Annotated in this window: 16 protein-coding genes; 9 read left to right on the top strand and 7 right to left on the bottom strand. The window is 65.0% G+C overall.

Features of this window, described 5'->3' with window-relative positions:
• Positions 1-23 precede the first annotated feature (23 nt).
• Entirely contained in the window at positions 24-1,757 is a 1,734-nt protein-coding gene (locus ACOABP_RS06125) for a ShlB/FhaC/HecB family hemolysin secretion/activation protein (RefSeq protein ID WP_474227396.1), read from the bottom strand.
• A gap of 308 nt (positions 1,758-2,065) precedes the next feature.
• Entirely contained in the window at positions 2,066-2,680 is a 615-nt protein-coding gene (locus ACOABP_RS06120) for a glutathione S-transferase C-terminal domain-containing protein (protein WP_474227395.1), read from the bottom strand.
• A gap of 381 nt (positions 2,681-3,061) precedes the next feature.
• Here ACOABP_RS06120 and purB point away from each other — a divergent pair, with 381 nt between their 5' ends.
• From purB to ACOABP_RS06080, 8 genes are all read left to right on the top strand, one after another.
• Positions 3,062-4,438 carry an adenylosuccinate lyase gene (purB, locus tag ACOABP_RS06115; RefSeq protein ID WP_066732212.1) on the top strand — a complete coding sequence of 459 codons (1,377 nt, stop codon included), beginning with the start codon at positions 3,062-3,064 and terminating at the stop codon, positions 4,436-4,438.
• Positions 4,439-4,795: 357 nt separating this feature from the next.
• On the top strand, positions 4,796-5,359 hold the full coding sequence (locus ACOABP_RS06110) for a cytochrome b (protein ID WP_474227394.1): 564 nt from the start codon (positions 4,796-4,798) through the stop codon (positions 5,357-5,359).
• 70 nt (positions 5,360-5,429) lie between these two features.
• Positions 5,430-6,005, top strand: coding sequence for a YceI family protein (locus ACOABP_RS06105; RefSeq protein ID WP_474227393.1), 576 nt, complete (start codon positions 5,430-5,432; stop codon positions 6,003-6,005).
• A gap of 80 nt (positions 6,006-6,085) precedes the next feature.
• A complete protein-coding gene (locus tag ACOABP_RS06100; RefSeq protein WP_066732208.1) occupies positions 6,086-6,676 on the top strand; it encodes a YceI family protein in 591 nt (196 codons plus the stop codon).
• 391 nt (positions 6,677-7,067) lie between these two features.
• Positions 7,068-8,459, top strand: coding sequence for a class I SAM-dependent methyltransferase (locus ACOABP_RS06095; RefSeq protein ID WP_066732206.1), 1,392 nt, complete (start codon positions 7,068-7,070; stop codon positions 8,457-8,459).
• Positions 8,460-8,499: 40 nt separating this feature from the next.
• A complete protein-coding gene (locus ACOABP_RS06090) occupies positions 8,500-9,831 on the top strand; it encodes a sensor histidine kinase (protein ID WP_474227392.1) in 1,332 nt (443 codons plus the stop codon).
• 7 nt (positions 9,832-9,838) lie between these two features.
• Positions 9,839-10,972: a hybrid sensor histidine kinase/response regulator gene (locus ACOABP_RS06085; RefSeq protein ID WP_474227391.1), complete on the top strand. Its 1,134-nt coding sequence runs from the start codon at positions 9,839-9,841 to the stop codon at positions 10,970-10,972.
• Complete coding sequence (locus ACOABP_RS06080; RefSeq protein WP_066732201.1) at positions 10,969-11,961, top strand: response regulator; 993 nt, start codon at positions 10,969-10,971, stop codon at positions 11,959-11,961. The genes ACOABP_RS06085 and ACOABP_RS06080 overlap by 4 nt, the downstream gene beginning before the upstream one ends.
• A 114-nt stretch (positions 11,962-12,075) precedes the next feature.
• Here ACOABP_RS06080 and secF read toward each other — a convergent pair whose 3' ends face one another.
• The 5 genes from secF to queA all read right to left on the bottom strand — a co-directional run bounded on the left by secF (position 12,076) and on the right by queA (position 17,896).
• Positions 12,076-13,047, bottom strand: a complete 972-nt coding sequence (secF, locus tag ACOABP_RS06075) for a protein translocase subunit SecF (RefSeq protein WP_474227390.1) — start codon at positions 13,045-13,047, stop codon at positions 12,076-12,078.
• 24 nt (positions 13,048-13,071) lie between these two features.
• Complete coding sequence (gene secD, locus ACOABP_RS06070; RefSeq protein ID WP_474227389.1) at positions 13,072-14,934, bottom strand: protein translocase subunit SecD; 1,863 nt, start codon at positions 14,932-14,934, stop codon at positions 13,072-13,074.
• Between the two features lie 212 nt (positions 14,935-15,146).
• On the bottom strand, positions 15,147-15,473 hold the full coding sequence (gene yajC, locus ACOABP_RS06065; RefSeq protein WP_474227388.1) for a preprotein translocase subunit YajC: 327 nt from the start codon (positions 15,471-15,473) through the stop codon (positions 15,147-15,149).
• A 220-nt stretch (positions 15,474-15,693) separates the two neighbouring features.
• The gene (gene tgt, locus ACOABP_RS06060) at positions 15,694-16,824 is read right to left on the bottom strand and encodes a tRNA guanosine(34) transglycosylase Tgt (RefSeq protein WP_474227387.1); all 1,131 of its coding nucleotides are present in this window, start codon (positions 16,822-16,824) and stop codon (positions 15,694-15,696) included.
• Positions 16,825-16,843: 19 nt separating this feature from the next.
• Positions 16,844-17,896 (bottom strand): tRNA preQ1(34) S-adenosylmethionine ribosyltransferase-isomerase QueA, encoded by a 1,053-nt coding sequence (gene queA / locus ACOABP_RS06055; RefSeq protein ID WP_474227386.1) that lies wholly within the window; start codon positions 17,894-17,896, stop codon positions 16,844-16,846.
• A 183-nt stretch (positions 17,897-18,079) separates the two neighbouring features.
• Here queA and recG point away from each other — a divergent pair, with 183 nt between their 5' ends.
• Positions 18,080-20,329, top strand: coding sequence for an ATP-dependent DNA helicase RecG (gene recG, locus ACOABP_RS06050; protein ID WP_474227777.1), 2,250 nt, complete (start codon positions 18,080-18,082; stop codon positions 20,327-20,329).
• Positions 20,330-20,353 lie beyond the last annotated feature (24 nt).

The raw sequence follows: 20,353 nt of genomic DNA, 5'->3' as shown, positions 1-20,353 counted from the left end.
TTCCCTGGAAGATCGCCGCGAGGTCAGTACGACCAGCTGACGTTGAATCCGGCCGTGGTGCTGGCCGTGAGGAAGCCCGCGGGCTTGCGAAGCGGCTTGCCGACGAACGCATCGGCATAGAGACCCTTGAAGCCGCCGCGTATGCCGATGACGGCACCGGCCAGGCGTGTTCCCGCCAGGAATTGCGCGGACGGGCCGCCGACCTGCCCGTAATCGGCGCCGGCATACAGTTCGAGCCCGCTTTGCCAGAGCGACCAGCCGATTTCGTTGCGGAGGAACCACCCCCGGTCTCCGATCAGCGTCGAACTGCCGTCGAAGCCGCGCACGGTGTAGCGATTGCCGATCGAAAAGCGGTCCTGGGGCACCAGCGGCGTGAGGTTCCATTGGGCGCGGAGGGCGCCGGTGTAGCGGACGCGCTGTCCGCCCAGCAGGAACGGCAGGTGCGCCTGGACGTCTGCGTTGAGGATCTCGGGGCGCGATGTGCCCTCATCGAACTGTTCCTCGGGTGCCCGCAGGGATTCGAAGGCGCCAGTGCCGCGCCGGTATCCGACATTCAGGTCGAGCGAGGCCGGGCCGATGAACTCGCGGTGGGTCAGGCCGATTTCCCAGCCGGCCATGCGGCGGCGCTGGACCTCGATCTCGGTGTCGTCGATGTAGTTGCTGGAATTGCGTGTCCAGCCGCGCAGCCAGGCCGTGGTCTTGCGGACGGCATCGCGATGGAGCAGGCGCGACAGCCGGACCTCGGCGTTCTGGCTCTTGCCGCTGTAGCGATAGCTCTGGCTGGCTCCGGCCACGGACTGGTAGTAGTCGTTGCCGCTGGCGGTGATGCCGAGCTGCCAGTATCGATAGGGCACCGAATAGTGGACGGTATAGCCCTGTGTGCCACGCGCACCGGGATCGCCGCCGCCAAGGTCGTGGTTCAGGCTGGCGTAGAACAGGTCGTTGAGCGTCCACCAGTCGTCGAATGAAAGCGTGGCGCTGCCGAGGTACTTGCCGGTCTGCCGGCTGCCCGAGTCGTCGACGGCCACGCTGAAGCGCAGCGGCATCCCCTGGTGCCAGCGGATCACCAGGTCGCTCTCGCCGGGCCGTGCGTCGGCGCCGACGGCGGGCACGATCTGGATGTCCGCCTCGGCGGTGGGTACGCGCTTGAAGTTCTCCAGGCCCTGTTCGATGTCGCGCAGATTCAGGATGTCGCCGGGGCGGGCCGGCAGGGCGTTCCATTGCGTGGCGCGCGGGCTGGAATCGTCGGTAAAGCGGATCGCTCGGATACGTCCCGGAATCACGGTCAGCGTAAGCGTGCCGGACGTCAGGTCCTGCGGTGCGGCCAGTACACGGGTGGTGACGTAGCCCTGCTGTACCAGCGCGTTCTGGATGCGCGTGATGACGATATTGATGCCGTGGGCGCCCAGGCAGCGGCCAGTGGCGGCGTCGCCCGGCGCGTCGGCGGCAACGATGGCCCACTGGAAGCGATCGGCAGTGTCGCCGTCCAGCGAGATCCGTTCGATCCTGAAGCAGGGCGTTTCATCGCTGGGCAGCGTGTCGGCGACGGTGGCTGCCGGTCGCTCCAGCCGGGCTTCGGGCTCCGCCTCCATGCGTTCGCGCAGGGCGCGCTCGCGGTCCTGCTGGCGCAACAGTTCGGGGGTAGCGGGCGATGTTGCCGCTGGGCGCGGGCCGGGCTGCGCCAGGACAGGACCGGGCAGGGCCGTCGGCAGGCCGAGTGCGATGAGCTGGACCAGTGGCGCGAGCGCCGTGAGCACGCCTGGCGCGCGCAGCCGCCATCGCGCACGCGAGTGACCTGTATCGAGATGTCTTGTCGTGACCCTGTGATGCCCCACAATCCCGCTCCGACGTTGGATCGGCGCAAGATGAGTGTGCTTGTCGGAAGGGTGGTGGACGTTGCGTCCACTGACCGTCCACGCGCCAGATCAGCGCGGGACGTTAGCGGGGAGCGCGATGGCCGGAAATCATAGAAATCTTGAAGATTTCCGGCGAACAGTAAAAATACGTCTACCGTTGTATCGCGCTGACGATGTGTGTCAGAAATGCGGCACTTTTTGCCGCAGGGTCACGCCGCCGGCGGTGCCGTGTCGATGAACGACTGGCGTTTCTCGATCTTGTCCTGGAACGCCACCAGGTTGGCGTACTGGTCACGCCAGGCGATGTCGGGGAAGCGGAAGTCCAGGTAGGCCAGTGCGCAGCCTACGGACACGTCGGCCAGGGTGTAGTGGATGCCGGTGCACCACGGCTTGTCGGCCAGGCCCTTCGACATGGCGGCCAGTGCGGCGTCGATCTTGCCGCGCTGGCGTGCGACCCAGCTTTCGCTGCGTTCGGCGGGCTGGCGCTGGGTGCCTTCCAGGCGAACCAGCAGGGCGGCGTCCAGCAGGCCATCGGCCAGCGCTTCCCAGCAGCGCACTTCCATGCGCTCGCGGCTGCCCTGCGGAATCAGGCGGCTGACGGGCGACAGCGTGTCGGCGTACTCGGCAATCACGCGTGAATCGAAGATCGCGCCACCGTCTTCCATGATCAGGCACGGTACCTTGCCGAGCGGGTTGAACTGACCAATGATGGTGTCGGGCGACCAGACGTTCTCCTCGATCATCTGGTAGTCGATCTTCTTCTCCGCCAGCACCACGCGCACCTTGCGCGCATACGGGCTGGTCTGGGACGCATACAGCTTCATGTTCTCCCCTTGAGCTTGTTATGAAGTGCATCGGCGCTCGGTGGCACGGGGTGCGCTGGCAGGCGCGGCGGCGTGCCCGATGGACTTCATAACAGGCTAACGGATGGGCGAGCGGGAGTATACATGCGGAGTGTCGGGAATGCGCCATCAATGCGGCCTTGCGCACGCTTGGATGGCTGGCGCCCACAGCGACCCGCACAGCGCCATGGGGCGATGGTAAAATCCCGCGTTGCGCGTTTGGCGCGGCGCTTGCGCCGTCTGCCGAACCGGCCCTTGCATCGGCAGGGCGATGCGGCGGATTCGCCGCATCAGGGCCTTGTCGCGTGGTTCCCAGCGCCCCCGCTCGAACCTCCACATTCCTCTTTTCTCCCGGTTGCCAGCATGTCCACGTCTTCCCTTTCGCCGCTCTCCGCCCTGTCTCCCATCGATGGCCGCTATGCCGCCAAGGCCGATGCACTGCGCGAATGGCTGTCCGAGGCGGCTTTCATGCGCAATCGCGTGAAGGTCGAGGTCAACTGGCTGATCGCGCTGGCCCAGGCCGGCCTGCCCGACGTGCCGAAGTTCTCGGCCGCTTCGGAAGCGAAGCTGCAGTCGCTGGTGGACAACTTCACCGAGGCCGACGCCGCCCGCATCAAGGAAATCGAAGCGGTCACGAACCACGACGTGAAGGCGGTCGAATACTGGCTCAAGGAGCAGGTCAAGGGCAACGCCGAGCTGGAAGCCGCCAGCGAGTTCATCCACTTCGCCTGCACCTCGGAAGACATCAACAACACGTCACACGGCATGATGCTCAAGGGCGCCCGTGACGGCGTGATCGTGCCGGCGCTCAAGCGCGTGCTGGCCCGCCTGGTGGAACTGGCGAAGCTGAACGCCACGCAGCCGATGCTGTCGCGTACGCACGGCCAGCCGGCCAGCCCGACCACGCTGGGCAAGGAAATCGCCAACGTGGCAGCCCGCCTGGCACGTGCCATCGAGCGCGTGGAGCGCGTGGAACTGCTGGGCAAGATGAACGGCGCCGTTGGCAACTACAACGCGCACCTGTCGGCCTACCCGTCGTTCGACTGGGAATCGTTCTCGAAGCAGGTGATCGAGCAGCGCCTGGGCCTGACGTTCAACCCGTACACCATCCAGATCGAGCCGCACGACTACATGGCCGAACTGTTCGATGCCATCGCGCGCGCCAACACCATCCTGCTGGACCTGAACCGCGACGTGTGGGGCTACATTGCGCTGGGCTACTTCAAGCAGAAGACCAAGGCCGGTGAAATTGGCTCTTCGACGATGCCGCACAAGGTCAACCCGATCGACTTCGAGAATTCGGAAGGCAACGTGGGCCTGGCCAACGCCGTGCTGCGCCACCTGTCGGAAAAGCTGCCGGTTTCGCGCTGGCAGCGTGACCTGACCGATTCCACCGTGCTGCGCAACATGGGCGTGGCCTTCGGCTACAGCCTGCTGGCCTACGAGGCCTGCCTGCGCGGCCTGGGCAAGCTGGAAACCAACCCCGAGCGCCTGAACGAAGACCTGGACAACTGCTGGGAAGTGCTGGCCGAGCCGGTGCAGACCGTGATGCGTCGCTTTGGCGTGCCCAACCCGTACGAGCAGCTGAAGGAACTGACGCGCGGCAAGGGCATCTCGCGCGAGGCACTGCAGACGTTCGTGCAGGGCCTGGCGATTCCCGACGACGCCAAGCAGTTGCTGATGGAAATGACTCCGGCCAGCTATATCGGCAAGGCCGTGGAACTGGCAAACCGCATCTGATCGCCGTCACGGGCGTTGCGGTATGCCGCGGCGCCGCAAGGCTGCAGCAAAGGGCTGACCCCGAGGGGTCGGCCCTTTTTGTTTGGCGCGCAAGTTTCGAAAGAAATTACCCGGCTGATACCAGCGGCCAATGCCGCACGGCTCCCGGTGGCGTTACGATCGGTTCCCGGGCGCAGGGTGCGACATCTCGACACATCAAATGATTTGAACAACTTCATGAAGTTCGGCGCTTCCAACGCAGGGCCGGTCACCTAATAATGCGAGAATTGGCAGCGAATGACCGGACCGCTACTGCAACAGACTGTCTTGGCGCCGACATAGCAGAATAAGTAATAAAGATCGAAGGGATTGACTGACATGGGTTTCAAAGCATCCGGGCCGGGGGGCCAGGCGACGTACACGGCCACCGCCATCGGCCTGCACTGGCTGATTGCCTTCGGCATCTTTGCCGCGTTCGGGCTGGGCCTGTACATGACGGGCATTCCCGGGCTGACGCCGACCAAGCTCAAGCTGTTCTCGTGGCACAAATGGCTGGGCGTGACGATTTTCGTGGTGGCCGTGCTGCGCGTGCTCTGGCGCGCCACCCACGCTGCCCCGCCCGTGGCACCCGGTACGCCGGCCTGGCAGGCCAGGGCCGCCGCCGCGGCGCACCATCTGCTCTACCTGCTGATCCTGATCGTGCCGATCACGGGCTATCTCTACAGTTCGGCCGCCGGCGTGCCGGTGGTGTACCTGGGCCTGTGGAAGCTGCCGTCGCTGATCGAGGCCAGCGACACGCTGAAGCCGATCCTGAAGTTCGCCCATGTCTGGCTGAATTACCTCATGGCCGCGATCGTGGTGGTGCATGCCGCCGCGGCCATCAAGCACCAGTTGGTGGATCGCGACGGCACGCTGGCCCGCATGATCCCCTTCCTGCGCTGATTTGCCGTTGTTCTTCGACCGCTTTGCCTGACCAACCGGCCGTGATGGCCAGTCACCACTGGAGTTCCAGATGAAACGCATGTCCCGTCCCGGCACGATCTTCGTGGCGGCCGCCCTGGCAACGGCTGGCCTGGCCGCCAATCTGGCATGGGCGCAGATCGATGCCGCAAAGAGCACGGTCACGGCCACCGCCAAGCAGATCGGCGTGCCGATGGAAGGCAAGTTCAGGAAGTTCGACGCCACCGTCGACTTCGATCCGGCCAAGCTGGCCACGTCGTCGGCCAAGGTCGAGATCGACGTGTCGACCTTCGAGATCGGCGATGCCGAGACCACCAAGGAAGTGAAGGGCAAGGACTGGTTCGACGCCGGCAAGTATCCGAAGGCCGTGTTCCAGTCGACCAGCATCAAGGCCGGCGCCGCCGGCAAGTATGACGTGGCCGGCAAGCTGACCATCAAGGGCAAGACGGTGGATGTGACCGTGCCCGCCACGTACAAGCAGGAAAACGGCAGCCAGGTGTTCGATGGCGTGCTGCCGATCAAGCGCACCACGTTCAACATCGGTGACGGCGAGTGGAAGGACACTTCCGTCGTGGCCGATGAAGTCCAGATCAAGTTCCACCTCGTGACCCCGGCAAAGAAGGGCTGAGGCAGGCTTTGCCGCGCTCACAGCTCCTTGGCCGTTTTTTTACCGACCTTCCTCTCCAACTTCTTGACGGGAAACCCAACATGAAAATCCGCACCCTGATCGCCGCCGTTGCAGCAGCCTCCGCCGCCCTCGCCGCCGGTACCGCCATGGCCAACGCCACGACGTACAACATCGACCCGACCCATACCTACCCGAGCTTCGAAGCCGACCACCTGGGCGGCCTGTCGAAGTGGCGCGGCAAGTTCGACAAGTCCAGCGGCGTTGTGACGCTGGACCGCGCGGCCAAGGCCGGTACGGTCGACATCAAGATCGACGCCGCATCGATCGACTTCGGCAACAGCAAGCTGAACGAGCACGCCAAGAGCCCGGAAATGTTCGACGTGCAGGCCTTCCCGGATGCCACCTACAAGGGCAAGTTCTCGAAGTTCAAGGGCGACGTGCCGACCGAAGTGGATGGCGTGCTGACGCTGCGCGGCGTGTCGAAGCCGGTCAAGCTCGAGATCAAGGAATTCAAGTGCATCCAGCACCCGATGCTCAAGCGTGAGGCTTGCGGCGCCGACGCCGTGGCCCAGTTCAACCGTGCCGATTTCGGTATCGACTACGGTGCCAAGTACGGCTTCAAGCAGGACGTGAACCTGGCGATCCAGGTGGAAGCCGTCAAGGCCGACTGATCACGTTACGACACACTTCTGGCGGAAGTTGCGCCAGTGGAGAAATTGTCATTTCTCCAATACATAGTGGAAAAATGAGCCAGCAGCGTTGCTGGCTCATTTTTTTTGTGGTTTGCATACCCCCCTTCATTCCGCAAGTGGATTGTTGTACGGTTCAGAATTGCCACAGTACAATGGTTTGCCGCAGTCCCACCCTCAGGGGCGGCGTTCGCCCCGGTCTCCGCCGGCTGGCGCGCTCGTCCCCGCAACAGGTCACGCGCATCGATATGAGCATTGGCTGCATTCCCTGATTGGTTGTTTCGCCGCAAGACCCTTGCATTGAGCTGTACCCGGCCGACGCCCGCGGGCGCCGTGTCCCGCAGCGTTTCTCGGATTTCCCTGGCGCGATACCGTGTACTCCAAAACGCAAATCGATCCGGTAGTTAGCTTCCGCAACTCGCAGGGCGAGCAGGTGCGGGGCACGATCATCAATCTCCAGCGCAAGTCGCTGGTGATGGAAATCTACAATCCCTACTCGATTGTCCAGGTCAGCGAAGTATTGAGCGAGCTGAGCGTGCGCATGGGCGCGAAGAACGCGTACCTGGGCAAGGCTGTGGTCATGAGCCTGGTGAACACCGGCCTGACGGCCGTGGTGTCGCTGACGCTGATCGACGAGTGGCGCGAACTGACCGACGTGAACGATGCACCGAAATCGGTCGCACGCGAAGCCGAGATGTTCGTGCAGGACTGGGATACGCGCTTCAACATCCGCCGCGACTACCAGATCGTGGTCAACGAGATGCGCGCGTATCTGTCGGAAGTGTCGCGCTGGGTGGAACAGGTGGACCTGACCGAGTCCCTGCCCAAGCGGGAAGGGCGCCTGCGCGAGGACGTGTTCTACGAACTGGCCACCCCGCTGATGGGAAAGGTGAAGACTTACCTCGACTGGCTCGAGGACGAGGCCCAGCGCGTGGATCAGGAACTGGCGCCGGTGCACCGCACCTATGCCCAGGCCGCGCTGCACCCGTTGCTGCTGCGCGCGCCGTTCGTGTATCGCACATTTACGAAGCCGCTCGGCTACGCGGGCGACTACGAGATGGTGAACCAGATCCTGAGCGATCCGCAGCAGGGTCCCACCACCTACTTCCAGATCGTCAACACGGCATTCCTGAAGGCGGCGGTGGCTACGGCGCACCGCAACCGGATCGACCTGCTGGTGGATTACCTGACCCGCCAGGCCGAACGGGCCCGGGCCGAAGGGCGGCAATTCCGCGTGCTCAACGTGGGTTGCGGGCCGGCATTCGAGATCCAGCGCTTTGTCCGCGAGTATCCGAACCCCGAGCTGCTGTCGTTCCAGCTGGTCGATTTCAGCGAGGAAACGCTGGGCTACACGCGGGCGTCCGTGGAGCGTGCGGCCGCTGGTGCGGGCCACAAGGTATCGGTCGAGATGGTGCACCAGTCGGTGCACGACCTGCTCAAGCGCCGCATTACTGCGGACGACCCGAGCGTGCGCGAGTTCGATGCCGTCTACTGCGCCGGGCTGTTCGACTATCTGTCCGACAAGGTCTGCGCGCGCCTGCTCCAGTATTTTGCTTCGCGCTCGAAGCCGGACGGCCAGCTGCTGGTGACCAACGTCCACTCGGACAATCCCGAGAAATTCGGGATGGAACACCTGCTTGAGTGGTATCTGATCTATCGCGACGAGGCCGGGATGTCCTCGCTCTTGCCGGAGAACTCGCATGCCCACCGACTCTATGTCGATGAAACCGGCGTCAATGTCTTCGCCGAAGCCACTGTCCGTTGAGGTTTCGGACGCCGAAGACGCGGCACCCCCCGCCAAGGTCATGAGCTCGAATCAACTTTACGCCGGATACCAGTCCGAGCTGGCCGATTTTCGCCTGGCGTTCAGCCGCGGCGGCGCCTACACGGCCATCGCACTGGTACTGCTGGGCGTGGGGCTGGACTACGGCCAGTATCCGCATTTCCAGCTGCCGTTCGCGATTGCGCGCGTGGTGGTCTCGCTGATGATCGCCGGTGTCATCGTGGCGTTGTACAGCCAGGCCGGCCGGCGTTTCGCGCCGTGGCTAACCATGACCTGGCTGCTGCTGCCGCAGATCATGATCGCCTGGATGATCTCGCGCACCGAAGGCGTCGAGTCGCCGTACTATGTGGGCCTGAACCTGGCGATCTTCGCATCGGGCATCGCGCTGCCATTCGGGCTCTGGCAAAACCTGGTGTTTGGCGTCCTGTCGTACGTGCTCTACGCGGCCGCATGCCTGCTGCATCCGGGCGGTGTCGAGCCGATGGGCACATTTATCGTCAATTCGCTATTTCTGCTGTTTGCGGCGGCGGCCAGCGGCGTGTACACGTTCTTCAATGAACGTGCACGCTTCATGCTGTTCCGGCTGAAGGCCGAGGTGGCGGACAAGAACACCGAGCTGGAAGTCATCAACCGCAAGCTGGTCGACATCAAGGGCCAGATGCTGCAGCAGGAAAAGATGGCGGCGATCGGTACGCTGGCCGCCGGCCTGCTGCACGAGGTCAACAACCCGGTGAACTTCTGCCTGATGGCTATCGAGGTGGCCATGGAAGAGCCGGCAGCCAAGTCGGAGCCGATGCTGCAGGAATGCCTGGTCGACGCCAAGCAGGGCATGCAGCGCATCCAGCATATCGTGTCCGACCTGAAGACCTTCGCGTATCGCAAGCCTGGCGCCGAGGTGGAAGGCACGCCATTCCTGTTCGAAAAGGCTCTGGATTCGTCGCAACGGCTGACTGCGCACGAACTGCGCGGGGTCAAGATGACGCGTGAAATGCCTGAAGATACGCTCGTAATGGGCGACGAAGCGGCGATCATTGGCGTCCTGATCAACCTGTTCTCGAACGCTGCGCTGGCGATGCGCAAGGCCGGCACCAAGGACCCGGCCATCCATACGACCGTGCGCTGGCAGGACAAGCGCCTGCACGTAACGGTCAAGGACAACGGCCCCGGCATTGCCGCCGAGCATCTGGCGCGCGTATTCGAACCGTTTTTCACCACACGCGAGGTGGGGCAGGGCCTGGGCCTCGGGTTGTCGATCAGCTATGCGGTGATCGAGCGCCACGAAGGCGTGCTGTTTGCCGAAAGCGAAGTTGGCCACTGGGCCGCGTTCAGCTTCGACCTGCCGCGTGCGGAGTAATGCTGTCATGACTGATACCACGCAGACGCGCCCCACCATTCTCTACGTCGATGACGAGGAGATGGCCTGCAAGTATTTCGCGCGGGCGGTCGGTAGCGAATACGAGGTGCTGTCGGCTAGTGGCGCCGACGAGGCAGTGGGCATCCTGCGCGCGCACCATGCGCGAATTTCGGTGCTGGTGACCGATTTCCGCATGCCCGGCCGCGACGGCGGCGATCTCCTGCGCCAGGTGGCGCAGGAGTATCCACAGATCGTGCGCATCCTGGTCACGGCCTATGCCGACAAGGACATGCTGCTGGAAACCGTCAATTCCGGCGAGGTATTCCGCATCCTCGAAAAGCCGATTGGCGTGGCCGATGTGCGCGAGATCCTGCGGCTGGCGGGCGACCGTTTCCGCGAGCGCGCGGTGCGCCAGCAGCGGTTGATGGCGATCGACGAGACCCTGGCCTTCCTGGCACACGAGCTGAACACGCCGCTGGCGGCCATCGCCAATTTCGCGCTCGGCATCGGGTCGCGGGTCGGCGGCGAGTACAGCGAGCAGCGCCAGCAGGAAATTGGCCGGGCGGCCAGTGCGATGCACGACAACGCCCAGTATTGCCTGGCGGTGCTGTCGTCATTTCTCCAATCGGTGCGCAGCAGCGCTGGTGGCGCCACGCCGAAGCCGGGTATTGGGCAGGAAGTCAGCGCGGGTGCGCTGGTGGCATCGCTGCTGGATACCTATCCATTTGCCGATAACCAGCGTAGCTGGGTACAGGTGGAGCTGGAGGGCGACTTCCCGGTGCCCACGCTGCCCAACTGCGTGGCGCTGGTGCTGTCGTCGGTCATGAGCAACGCGTTGCGCGCGTTGGCCGATGTTGGCGCCCCGTCGCTGCGCTTCGTGGTGGTGGCGGGCGACCGTCCCGAGATCCGCATTGCCGACAACGGCCCGGGCATCCCGCCCGAGATCATGGGACGCCTGCTGGTGGACCCCGTGACCACGCACGCATCGGCGGGCGGCAGCGGGATGGGCATGATTTTCTGCAATCGCGTGATGCAGTCGTTTGGCGGCGGCATCCGGATTGCCTCGGCATCCGGAGCGGGCACCACCGTAACCCTCGATTTCCCCAATTTCAAGAATCGTATGCACAGGAGTGATCGATGAGCGAACTGAATACCACGCAGGCACCCCCGGCGATTCTGTTCGTCGACGACGAAGCGACTGCGGTCAAGTATTTCCAGCGGGCCATCGGCCAACTGGCGCCGGTGGTGACCGGCCAGTCCGTGGAAGAGGGCAAGGCCATGCTGGACGCCCACGCCGACAGCCTGGCCGTGCTGGTGTCCGACCAGCGCATGCCGGGCGAGTACGGTAACGAACTGCTGCGGTATGCGCGCGAGCGCTATCCGCATATCGTACGGATCCTGACCACGGCCTATTCCGAGCTGGACCAGACCGTCGAGGCCGTGAACCAGGGCCAGATCCATCGCTATATCAAGAAGCCGTGGGACATTACCGCGCTGCGCATGGAACTGAAGCAGGCACTGGAGCTGTCCGGGCTGCGCAAGGAGCGCGACCAGCTGGTGCGCGAGAAGCTGATGGTGCTGCAGAAGCAGACCGTGGCGTCGCGCGTGGGCATGATCCACGCGCTGTGCGCCAGCCTGATCGGTCCGGGCCGCTTCCAGCCTGTGGAAACCTATCTGTCCGGCACCTATCTGGCCGGGGCGCAGAACGCCGAGCCCGACTGGCAGCGCCTGGACTACGCTGACCTGGTGGGCGCGGAAAGCCAGCGCAGCGGATCGTTCGGCCATGCCGTGGCGACCACGCTGTCCAGGCTGCGCGGCGCTGGCCGGTCTGCTGGCGATGCCGCGGCGGTGCTGGCCGAAACGCTGGGCGCCTCGGTACGCCGCGACGGCGATGTTGTCACATGGACGTCGGCCGCCACGCTGAACGAATTTGTGTCCCGCCCCGTGGCCGAAGTGGTATCGGCCGAGCATGCCGGATGGCTGGCCGTGCTGCTGTGGCTGGAAGAGGCCGGTGGCGCGCTGCAACTGGTGCGCGAAGGCGACGCGATTGCCGCACGCGCCGGCACCCGGGCAGATTCGTTCGCCTCGGACCGCCTCGCGGTGTGGATCGAGCAATTGACCGAAGCGTAGGCGTAGGTTGCACCGCTCTCCCCCGTTGCATGTATTCAGAGCGGGGAGGGGAGCTAACCAGACAAAGAAAAAGGCACCCGAAGGTGCCTTTTTTGTTTCTGCCTGCTCAGGCCGTCAAGCCTGCGCCCCGAAGTTCGGGTCGTTGCGGTCGGTGACGTCGCCTTTCTTCTCGCCCTTGATCAGGTCTTCGCGCTTCACGCCCAGCCACATGGCCAGCGCCGCAGCCACGAACACCGACGAATAGATACCGAACAGGATGCCCACCGTCAGGGCCAGTGCGAAGTAGTGCAGCGTGGGACCGCCGAAGAAGAACATCGACAGCACCATCATTTCGGTCGAACCGTGGGTGATGATGGTCCGCGACATCGTGCTGGTAATCGCGTGGTCGATCACCTCGTGCGTGCTCATCTTGCGGTACTTGCGGAAGGCCTCGCGGATCCGGTCGAAAATCACCACCGACTCGTTCACGGAGTAGCCCAGCACCGCCAGAATGGCCGCCAGCACCGACAGCGAGAATTCCCACTGGAAGAACGCGAAGAAGCCCAGGATGATCACCACGTCGTGCAGGTTGGCGATGATGCCGGCTACCGCGAACTTCCATTCGAAGCGGAACGACAGGTAGATCACGATACCGGCCACCACGCACAGCAGCGCCAGCAGGCCGTCGGTTGCCAGTTCCTTGCCCACCTGCGGACCCACGAACTCCACGCGCTGCAGCTTCACGTCGGGGGTGGCCGCCGTCAGGGCGCCCATCACCTGTTCGCTTTGCTGTGCCGACGTCACCTGCTTGCCGTCCGGACCCTTCTGCAGCGGCAGGCGGATCATCACGTCACGCGAGGTGCCGAAGTTCTGCACCTGCACGTCGGTGTAGCCAAGCTTGCTGACCTGGCCGCGGATCTTTTCCAGATCGGCGGTCTGCGAGTAGTTGACCTCCATCACCGTGCCGCCCGTGAACTCGATCGACAGGTGCAGGCCCTTGTGCCAGAGGAAGAAAACAGCGGCGGCAAACGTCAGGAAGGACACCACGTTGAAGATCAACGCGTGCTTCATGAACGGAATGTCGCGCTTGATGCGGAAAAATTCCATGATGTGTTCCTGATATGTCCTGGCTTACTTGGCGACCGGGGTGTCGGTGCCCGGCTTCCAGATCTGGCCGATAGCCAGGCTCTGGAGCTTCTTCTTGCGGCCATACCAGAGGTTGACCAGGCCGCGGTTGAAGAAGACCGCCGAGAACATCGAGGTCAGAATACCCAGGCAGTGCACCACGGCGAAGCCGCGCACCGGGCCCGAGCCAAAGGCCAGCAGCGCCAGGCCGGCGATCAGCGTGGTCACGTTCGAGTCCAGGATGGTGGCCCAGGCGCGGTCGAAGCCGACGGCGATTGCCATCTGCGGCGACGCGCCGGCGCGCAGTTCCTCGCGGATCCGCTCGTTGATCAGCACGTTTGCGTCGATCGCCATGCCGAGCACCAGCGCGATAGCGGCAATGCCGGGCAGCGTCAGCGTGGCCTGCAGCATCGACAGCACCGCGATCAGCAGCAGCAGGTTGATGCCAAGCGCCGCCACCGAGAACACGCCGAACAGCATGTAGTACAGGATCATGAACGCGGCGATGGCGGCAAAGCCGTAGGCCACCGAGTCGAAGCCCTTCTGGATGTTGTCGGCACCCAGCGACGGGCCGATCGTGCGCTCCTCGATGATTTCCATCGGGGCGGCCAGCGAACCGGCGCGCAGCAGCAGGGCCAGGTCATTGGCGGCTTCGGTCGAATACGAGCCGGTGATCTGGAAGCTGGAGCCGAGTTCGGACTGGATCGTTGCCACGGTCAGTACTTCGCCCTTGCCCTTTTCGAACAGCACGATGCCCATCGGCTTGCCGATGTTCTCGCGCGACACGTCGCGCAGCACACGGCCGCCCTGGGCGTCGAGCTTGATGTTCACGGACGGGCGCTGGTTCTGGTCGAAACCGGCCGAGGCGCTTTCGATGCGGTCGCCGGTGAAGATCACCTGCTTGCGCAGCATGACCGGGGCGCCGTTGCCTTGGGTGAACAGTTCGTCGCCAAACGGCACGGGATCGCCCGGACGCGGGTTGCGCACGGCCGGGTCGGCCAGGCGGGCTTCCAGCGTGGCGGTGCGGCCGATGATGTCCTTGGCCTTGGCGGTGTCCTGCACGCCCGGCAGCTGCACGACGATACGGTCGGAGCCTTGCTGCTGGATCACGGGTTCTGCCACGCCGAGTTCGTTCACGCGATTGTGCAGCGTGGTGATGTTCTGCTTGACCGCGGCGTCCTGCACGGTCTTGCGGGCGGCGTCGGTGAACACGCCCACCACGTTGGTGCCGTCGATCGAGAAGGCCAGTTCGCGCAGGTTGTCGCCCAGGATGCCGCGTGCGCGGTTGGCGTCGTCGGCGTTGCTGAAGCGCACGGTCAGGCGATCGCCGTCACGCTCGATGCCGCCGTGGCGCACGTTCTTGTCGCGCAGCAGCGTGCGCGCGTCGCCGGACAGGCTGTCGAGCTTCTTGTCGACGGCGCCCTTCATGTCCACCTGCAGCAGGAAGTGCACGCCGCCGCGCAGGTCCAGGCCCAGGTACATCGGCAGCGCGTGCAGCGCGGTCAGCCAGCGCGGCGAGCCCGACAGCAGGTTCAGCGCCACCACGTACGTGGGGTCGTTGGCGTCCGGGTTGAGCGACCGGGACAGCACGTCCTTGGCCTTGAGCTGCTCGTCGGTGGTGCGGAAACGCGCCTTGACCGAGCCAGATTGGCCGGCGACGTCAAAAAAGACGCCGTCCGGCTGCAGCTGGTTCTGCGCCAGGATTTCCTCCACATGCTTCTGCATGGACAGGTCGACCTTGACCGTGGCCTTGGCCGACGAAACCTGGACAGCGGGGGCCTCGCCGAAGAAGTTCGGCAGGGTGTAGGTGATGCCGATGGCGAGAGCCATCAGGATCACGATGTATTTCCAAAGCGGATAGCGATTCATCTTTGGCCAGTCATTGCAGTTGGCATGCCGACAAGTCGCGCACAAGGCGCGCCGGTTCGGCCGGACCGGTTGGCAAACAGCCGCCCGGCAGCCCTGTCACGAGTCCCGAAGGACCGTGGGGGCTGGTGCAGGCGGCTGCGCAGGGCAGGGTCGGCGGAGCGTCTGGCGCCACACGACACCTGCCGGGATCAGGCTGGAGAGACCGTCCGGGATCAGAGCGACTTCAGCGAGCCCTTCGGCAGCACGGTGGTCACGGCGTTCTTCTGCACGGTGATTTCCGTGCCTTCGGCTATTTCCAGCGTCACATAGCTCTCGTTGACCTTGGTCACACGGCCCAGGATACCGCCGGCGGTCACGACTTCGTCGTTCTTGGCCAGGGCTTCCAGCATGGCCTTCGATTCCTTCTGGCGCTTCATCTGCGGGCGGATCATGATGAACCACAGCACCGCGAACATCAGGATGATCGGCAGGAAGCTCATCAGGCCACCGGCCGCGCCGCCGGCACCGGCGGTCTGCGCAAAAGCGTTCGAAATCAGCACGTTACTTCTCCGTCACAAAGGTCAATCAGGGAATCGGGCATTCTATCACCCGGTTGTTGTCCCGCCTTGGCATTCTAGGGCGAATTACGGGTTTGTTCGGGGTGCTTTCAAAGTACTTTGCGTACGTTGCAGAAAACACCTGAAGGCTTCCGTTGCGGGCAGTTATTCGACCAGCAGGCCGCCAAAAGTTCGGTTGCCTGTCTGGTTTTCAGAACATTCTCTATTTGGTGCCGCGGGCGCGGTTTTCAGCGAACTGGCGGCGGAACGCCTCGAAGCGGTGTTCCTCGATGGCCGTGCGCATTTCGCGCATCAGTTCCAGGTAGTAATAGAGGTTGTGGATCGTGTTCAGGCGGGCGCCCAGGATCTCGCCCACGCGGTGCAGATGGTGCAGATAGGCGCGCGAGAAATTGCGGCACGTGTAGCAGCCGCACTGTTCGTCCAGCGGGCGGGGGTCGTTGCGATGTGCCGCATTGCGGATCTTGACGTCGCCAAACCGGGTGAACAGCCAGCCGTTGCGGGCATTGCGCGTCGGCATGACGCAGTCGAACATGTCCACGCCATGCGCCACGCCGGCCACCAGGTCTTCCGGTGTGCCCACGCCCATCAGGTAGTGCGGCTTGTGGGCCGGCAGGCGCGGGCCCACATGCTCCAGCACGCGCATCATGTCTTCCTTGGGCTCGCCCACGGACAGGCCGCCGATGGCGTAGCCGTGGAAGTCCAGTTCGGACAGGCCGGCCAGCGATTCGTCGCGCAGGTCCTCGAACATGCCGCCCTGGACGATGCCGAACAGCGCGTTCGGGTTGGCCAGGCGGTCGAATTCGTCACGCGAGCGCTTGGCCCAGCGCAGGCTCATGCGCATCGAGCAGGCCGCTTCGTCATGCGTGGCCGGGCGGCCGTCGATCTCGTAGGGCGTGCATTCGTCGAACTGCATGACGATGTCCGAGTTGAGCGTGCGCTGGATCTGCATCGAGATCTCGGGCGACAGGAACAGCTTGTCGCCATTTACCGGCGACGCGAACGTGACGCCTTCTTCGGTGATCTTGCGTAGTTCTCCAAGCGAAAATACCTGAAAACCACCCGAATCGGTCAGGATCGGCTTGTCCCAGCCGATGAACTTGTGCAGGCCGGCATGGGTATCCACCACGTCCAGGCCCGGGCGCAGCCACAGGTGGAACGTGTTGCCCAGGATGATCTGGGCGCCGATCTCGTTCAGCTCCAGCGGCGACATCGCCTTGACCGATCCGTAGGTGCCCACGGGCATGAAGATTGGCGTTTCCACTACGCCATGGTTTAGCGTGACGCGGCCACGTCGCGCGTTGCCATCGGTGGTCAGCAGTTCGAAGTTCAGCATGTTCGGTTCTCGAAATCGGTCAGTCGCGGCGGGTCAGCAGCATGGCGTCGCCGTAGCTGAAGAAGCGGTAGCGTTGCGTCACGGCATGGCGGTAGGCGGCGCGGATGGCCTCCACGCCGGCCAGCGCGGACACCAGCATCAGCAGCGTCGACTTGGGCAGGTGGAAGTTCGTGATCAGCGCGTCCACCGCGCGGAAGCGGTAGCCGGGGGTGATGAAGATGTCGGTGTCGCCGGTGCCGGGGCGTAGCGTGCCATCCTCGGCCGCGGCCGATTCCAGCGCGCGCAGCGACGTGGTGCCCACCGCGATCACGCGTCCGCCACGGGCGCGCGTGTCGCGTACGGCTTCGGCCAGTTCCGGAGTGACGGCGTACCACTCCGAGTGCATCTTGTGCTCGGACAGGTCTTCGGTACGCACCGGCTGGAAGGTGCCGGCGCCCACGTGCAGCGTCAGGAAGGCGCGGCGGATGCCGGCTGCGTCGAGCCGCGCGAACAGTGCATCGTCGAAATGCAGGCCGGCCGTGGGTGCGGCCACGGCGCCCGGATTGCGCGCGTACACGGTCTGATAGCGCGTTTCATCATAGGCGTCGGGATCGTGCGTGATATACGGCGGCAGCGGCAGGCGGCCATAGCGTTCGATCAGGTCGAGCGCGGGCTCCGGAAAGCGCAGCGTGAAGAACTGGTCCACGCGCGGGCCCACGGTGACCGTGAAGGCGCCATCGGCCAGATGCAGCGGGCTGCCTTCGGCCGGGGTCTTCGACGCGCGCACCTGGGCCAGCACGGTGTGGCTGTCCACCACGCGCTCGACCAGCACCTCGATGCGGCCGCCGCTGGGCTTCTGGCCGAAAAAGCGCGCCTTGATCACGCGCGTGTCGTTGAAGACCAGCAGGTCGTCCGGGCTCAGGTATTCGAGGATGTCGCTGAACGCGCGGTCCACCAGCCGCACCGCGTCGGCGGTGTCTTCCGGGGCTGTTCGCTCCACCACCAGCAGGCGGCTGGCGGTGCGGTCGGGCAGGGCGGACTGCGCGATCAGCTCGGGCGGCAGCGGGAAATCGAAATCGGACAGGGTCAGCATTGCGGTTCAGCGGGTATTCGGGGGGTAAAGCGCCAGGCAATACGCGGGCGGGGCAGCACTCCGGAACGAAGTGCCGCCGCAGGCATCGGTACGGCATGGGTACAATCGGCGAATCCGATATTGTAAGGCTTGGGCGCCCGGCTTCGCCCGATGCCCGCTTGTGACCCCTATATTCCCGCGCTGATGCCAGGCACTGCCACCGACCCGATCGACGATCCTGCCCCGACGGCCGCCCAGTCCACCTCGTCCGCTGCGCCCACGCCGTCCCCCGCCAAGCCGGCGCGACGCGGCCCGGCAAAGGCCGGGACCGGCAGTGACGCCAAGGGGGATGCCAAGGCCGGCGACAAGCCCGATGCCAGGGCCAAGCCGTCGTCGGCCGTGGCCCGGCTGGCCAAGCTGGGCCTGCGGCGGCCGGTAGACCTGGTGCTGCACCTGCCGCTGCGCTACGAGGACGAAACCACGCTGGAGCCGATCCGCGACGCCATTCGCCGTGCGGGCATGGGCCTGGCTGCCCAGGTGGAGGGCGAGGTGGTGTCGAACGAGGTGACGTTCCGCCCGCGCCGCCAGCTGGTGGTGAAGGTTGCCGACGAAACGGGCGAACTGACGCTGCGCTTCATCAATTTCTACGGCAGCCAGACCAAGCAGATGGCCGAAGGCGTGCGGCTGCGCGTGCGCGGCGAGATTCGCGGGGGCTTCTTCGGCGCCGAGATGGTCCATCCCACGGTACGGCCGATCATGCCCGACGAACCGCTGCCAGACCGGCTGACGCCGGTGTATCCGGCCACGGCGGGCATTTCGCAGGCCTATCTGCGCAAGGCCATCGGCGGGGCGATGTCGCGCACGCCGATGCCCGAGACCTTGCCCCAGGCCATCCTGCGCGGGCCGCTGGCGCCGCTGAAGCTGACGCCGCTGATCGACTGCCTGCGCCTGCTGCACAACCCGCCGCCGCAGGAAAGCGAGGCAGCGCTGGCCGACCGCTCGCATCCCGCCTGGGTCCGCATCAAGTTCGACGAATTGCTGGCGCAGCAGATCTCGCTGCGCCGCTCGCAGGCCGCCCGCAAGGAGAAGAACGCCCCGTCGATGCCGCGCCGTGCCGACGGCCTGCTGACGCGCTTCCAGGCGGCGTTGCCGTTCAGGCTGACCGGCGCCCAGCAGCGCGTGGTGGAGGAAATCGCGGCCGACATGGCGCTGCCGCACCCGATGCACCGGCTGCTGCAGGGCGACGTGGGCAGCGGCAAGACCATCGTGGCCGCGCTGGCTGCCTGCCAGGCCATTGATGCCGGCTACCAGGCGGCGCTGATGGCGCCGACCGAAATCCTGGCCGAGCAGCACTACCGCAAGCTGTCGGCGTGGCTGGAGCCACTGGGCGTGCCCGTGGCATGGCTGGCGGGCAGTCTCAAGACAAAGGCCAAGCGCGAGGCCGTGGCGCGGGCCGAATCGGGCGAGGCGCGGCTGGTGATCGGCACGCACGCGCTGATCCAGGACGGGGTGAAGTTCGCCAACCTGGGCCTGGCCGTGGTCGACGAGCAGCACCGCTTTGGCGTGGCGCAGCGGCTGGCGCTGCGCGGCAAGGCTGCCGAAGGCGAAGCGCCGGCGCCCGTCGACGAGAAAGTGCCGCACCAGTTGATGATGTCGGCCACGCCGATCCCGCGCACGCTGGCGATGACGTACTACGCCGATCTCGACGTGTCGGTGATCGACGAATTGCCGCCGGGCCGGACGCCGATCGTGACGCGGCTGGTCAACGATGCCCGCCGCGACGAGGTGATCGAGCGCGTGCATCACGCGGCCGCCGAAGGGCGCCAGGTCTACTGGGTCTGTCCGCTGATCGAGGAAAGCGAGGCGCTGCAGCTGCAGACCGCCGTGGAAACCTTCGAAACGCTGGTGGCGGCGCTGCCCGACCTGCGCGTCGGGCTGGTCCACGGCCGCCTGCCGCCGGCCGAGAAGGCCGCCGTGATGGATGACTTCAGCGCCAACCGCCTGCAGGTACTGGTGGCGACGACCGTGATCGAAGTGGGGGTGGATGTCCCCAACGCATCGCTGATGGTGATCGAGCATGCCGAGCGCTTCGGCCTGGCGCAGTTGCACCAGTTGCGCGGCCGGGTGGGGCGCGGCAGCGCGGAATCGGTCTGCCTGTTGATGTACCAGGCGCCGCTGTCACCCACGGCGCGTGAACGCCTGGCAACGATGCGCGAGACCACCGATGGCTTCGAGATCGCCCGGCGCGACCTGCAGATCCGCGGCCCAGGCGAATTCCTTGGCGCGCGGCAGTCGGGCGAGGCCATGTTGCGATTTGCCGACCTGGAAACCGACGCCTGGCTGGTCGACTATGCCCAGGAGGCGGCCGAACAGATGCTTGAACGGTTTCCGGAGGCGGTTGAGGCACATTTGACGCGCTGGCTTGGCGGGCGCGAGCACTTTCTGAAGGCGTAGATGCTGTCAGGCCGGGTCGTCTGA

The organism is Cupriavidus sp. HE11 (assembly GCF_056097175.1).
This window is presented reverse-complemented; position numbering and strand designations above follow the sequence as displayed.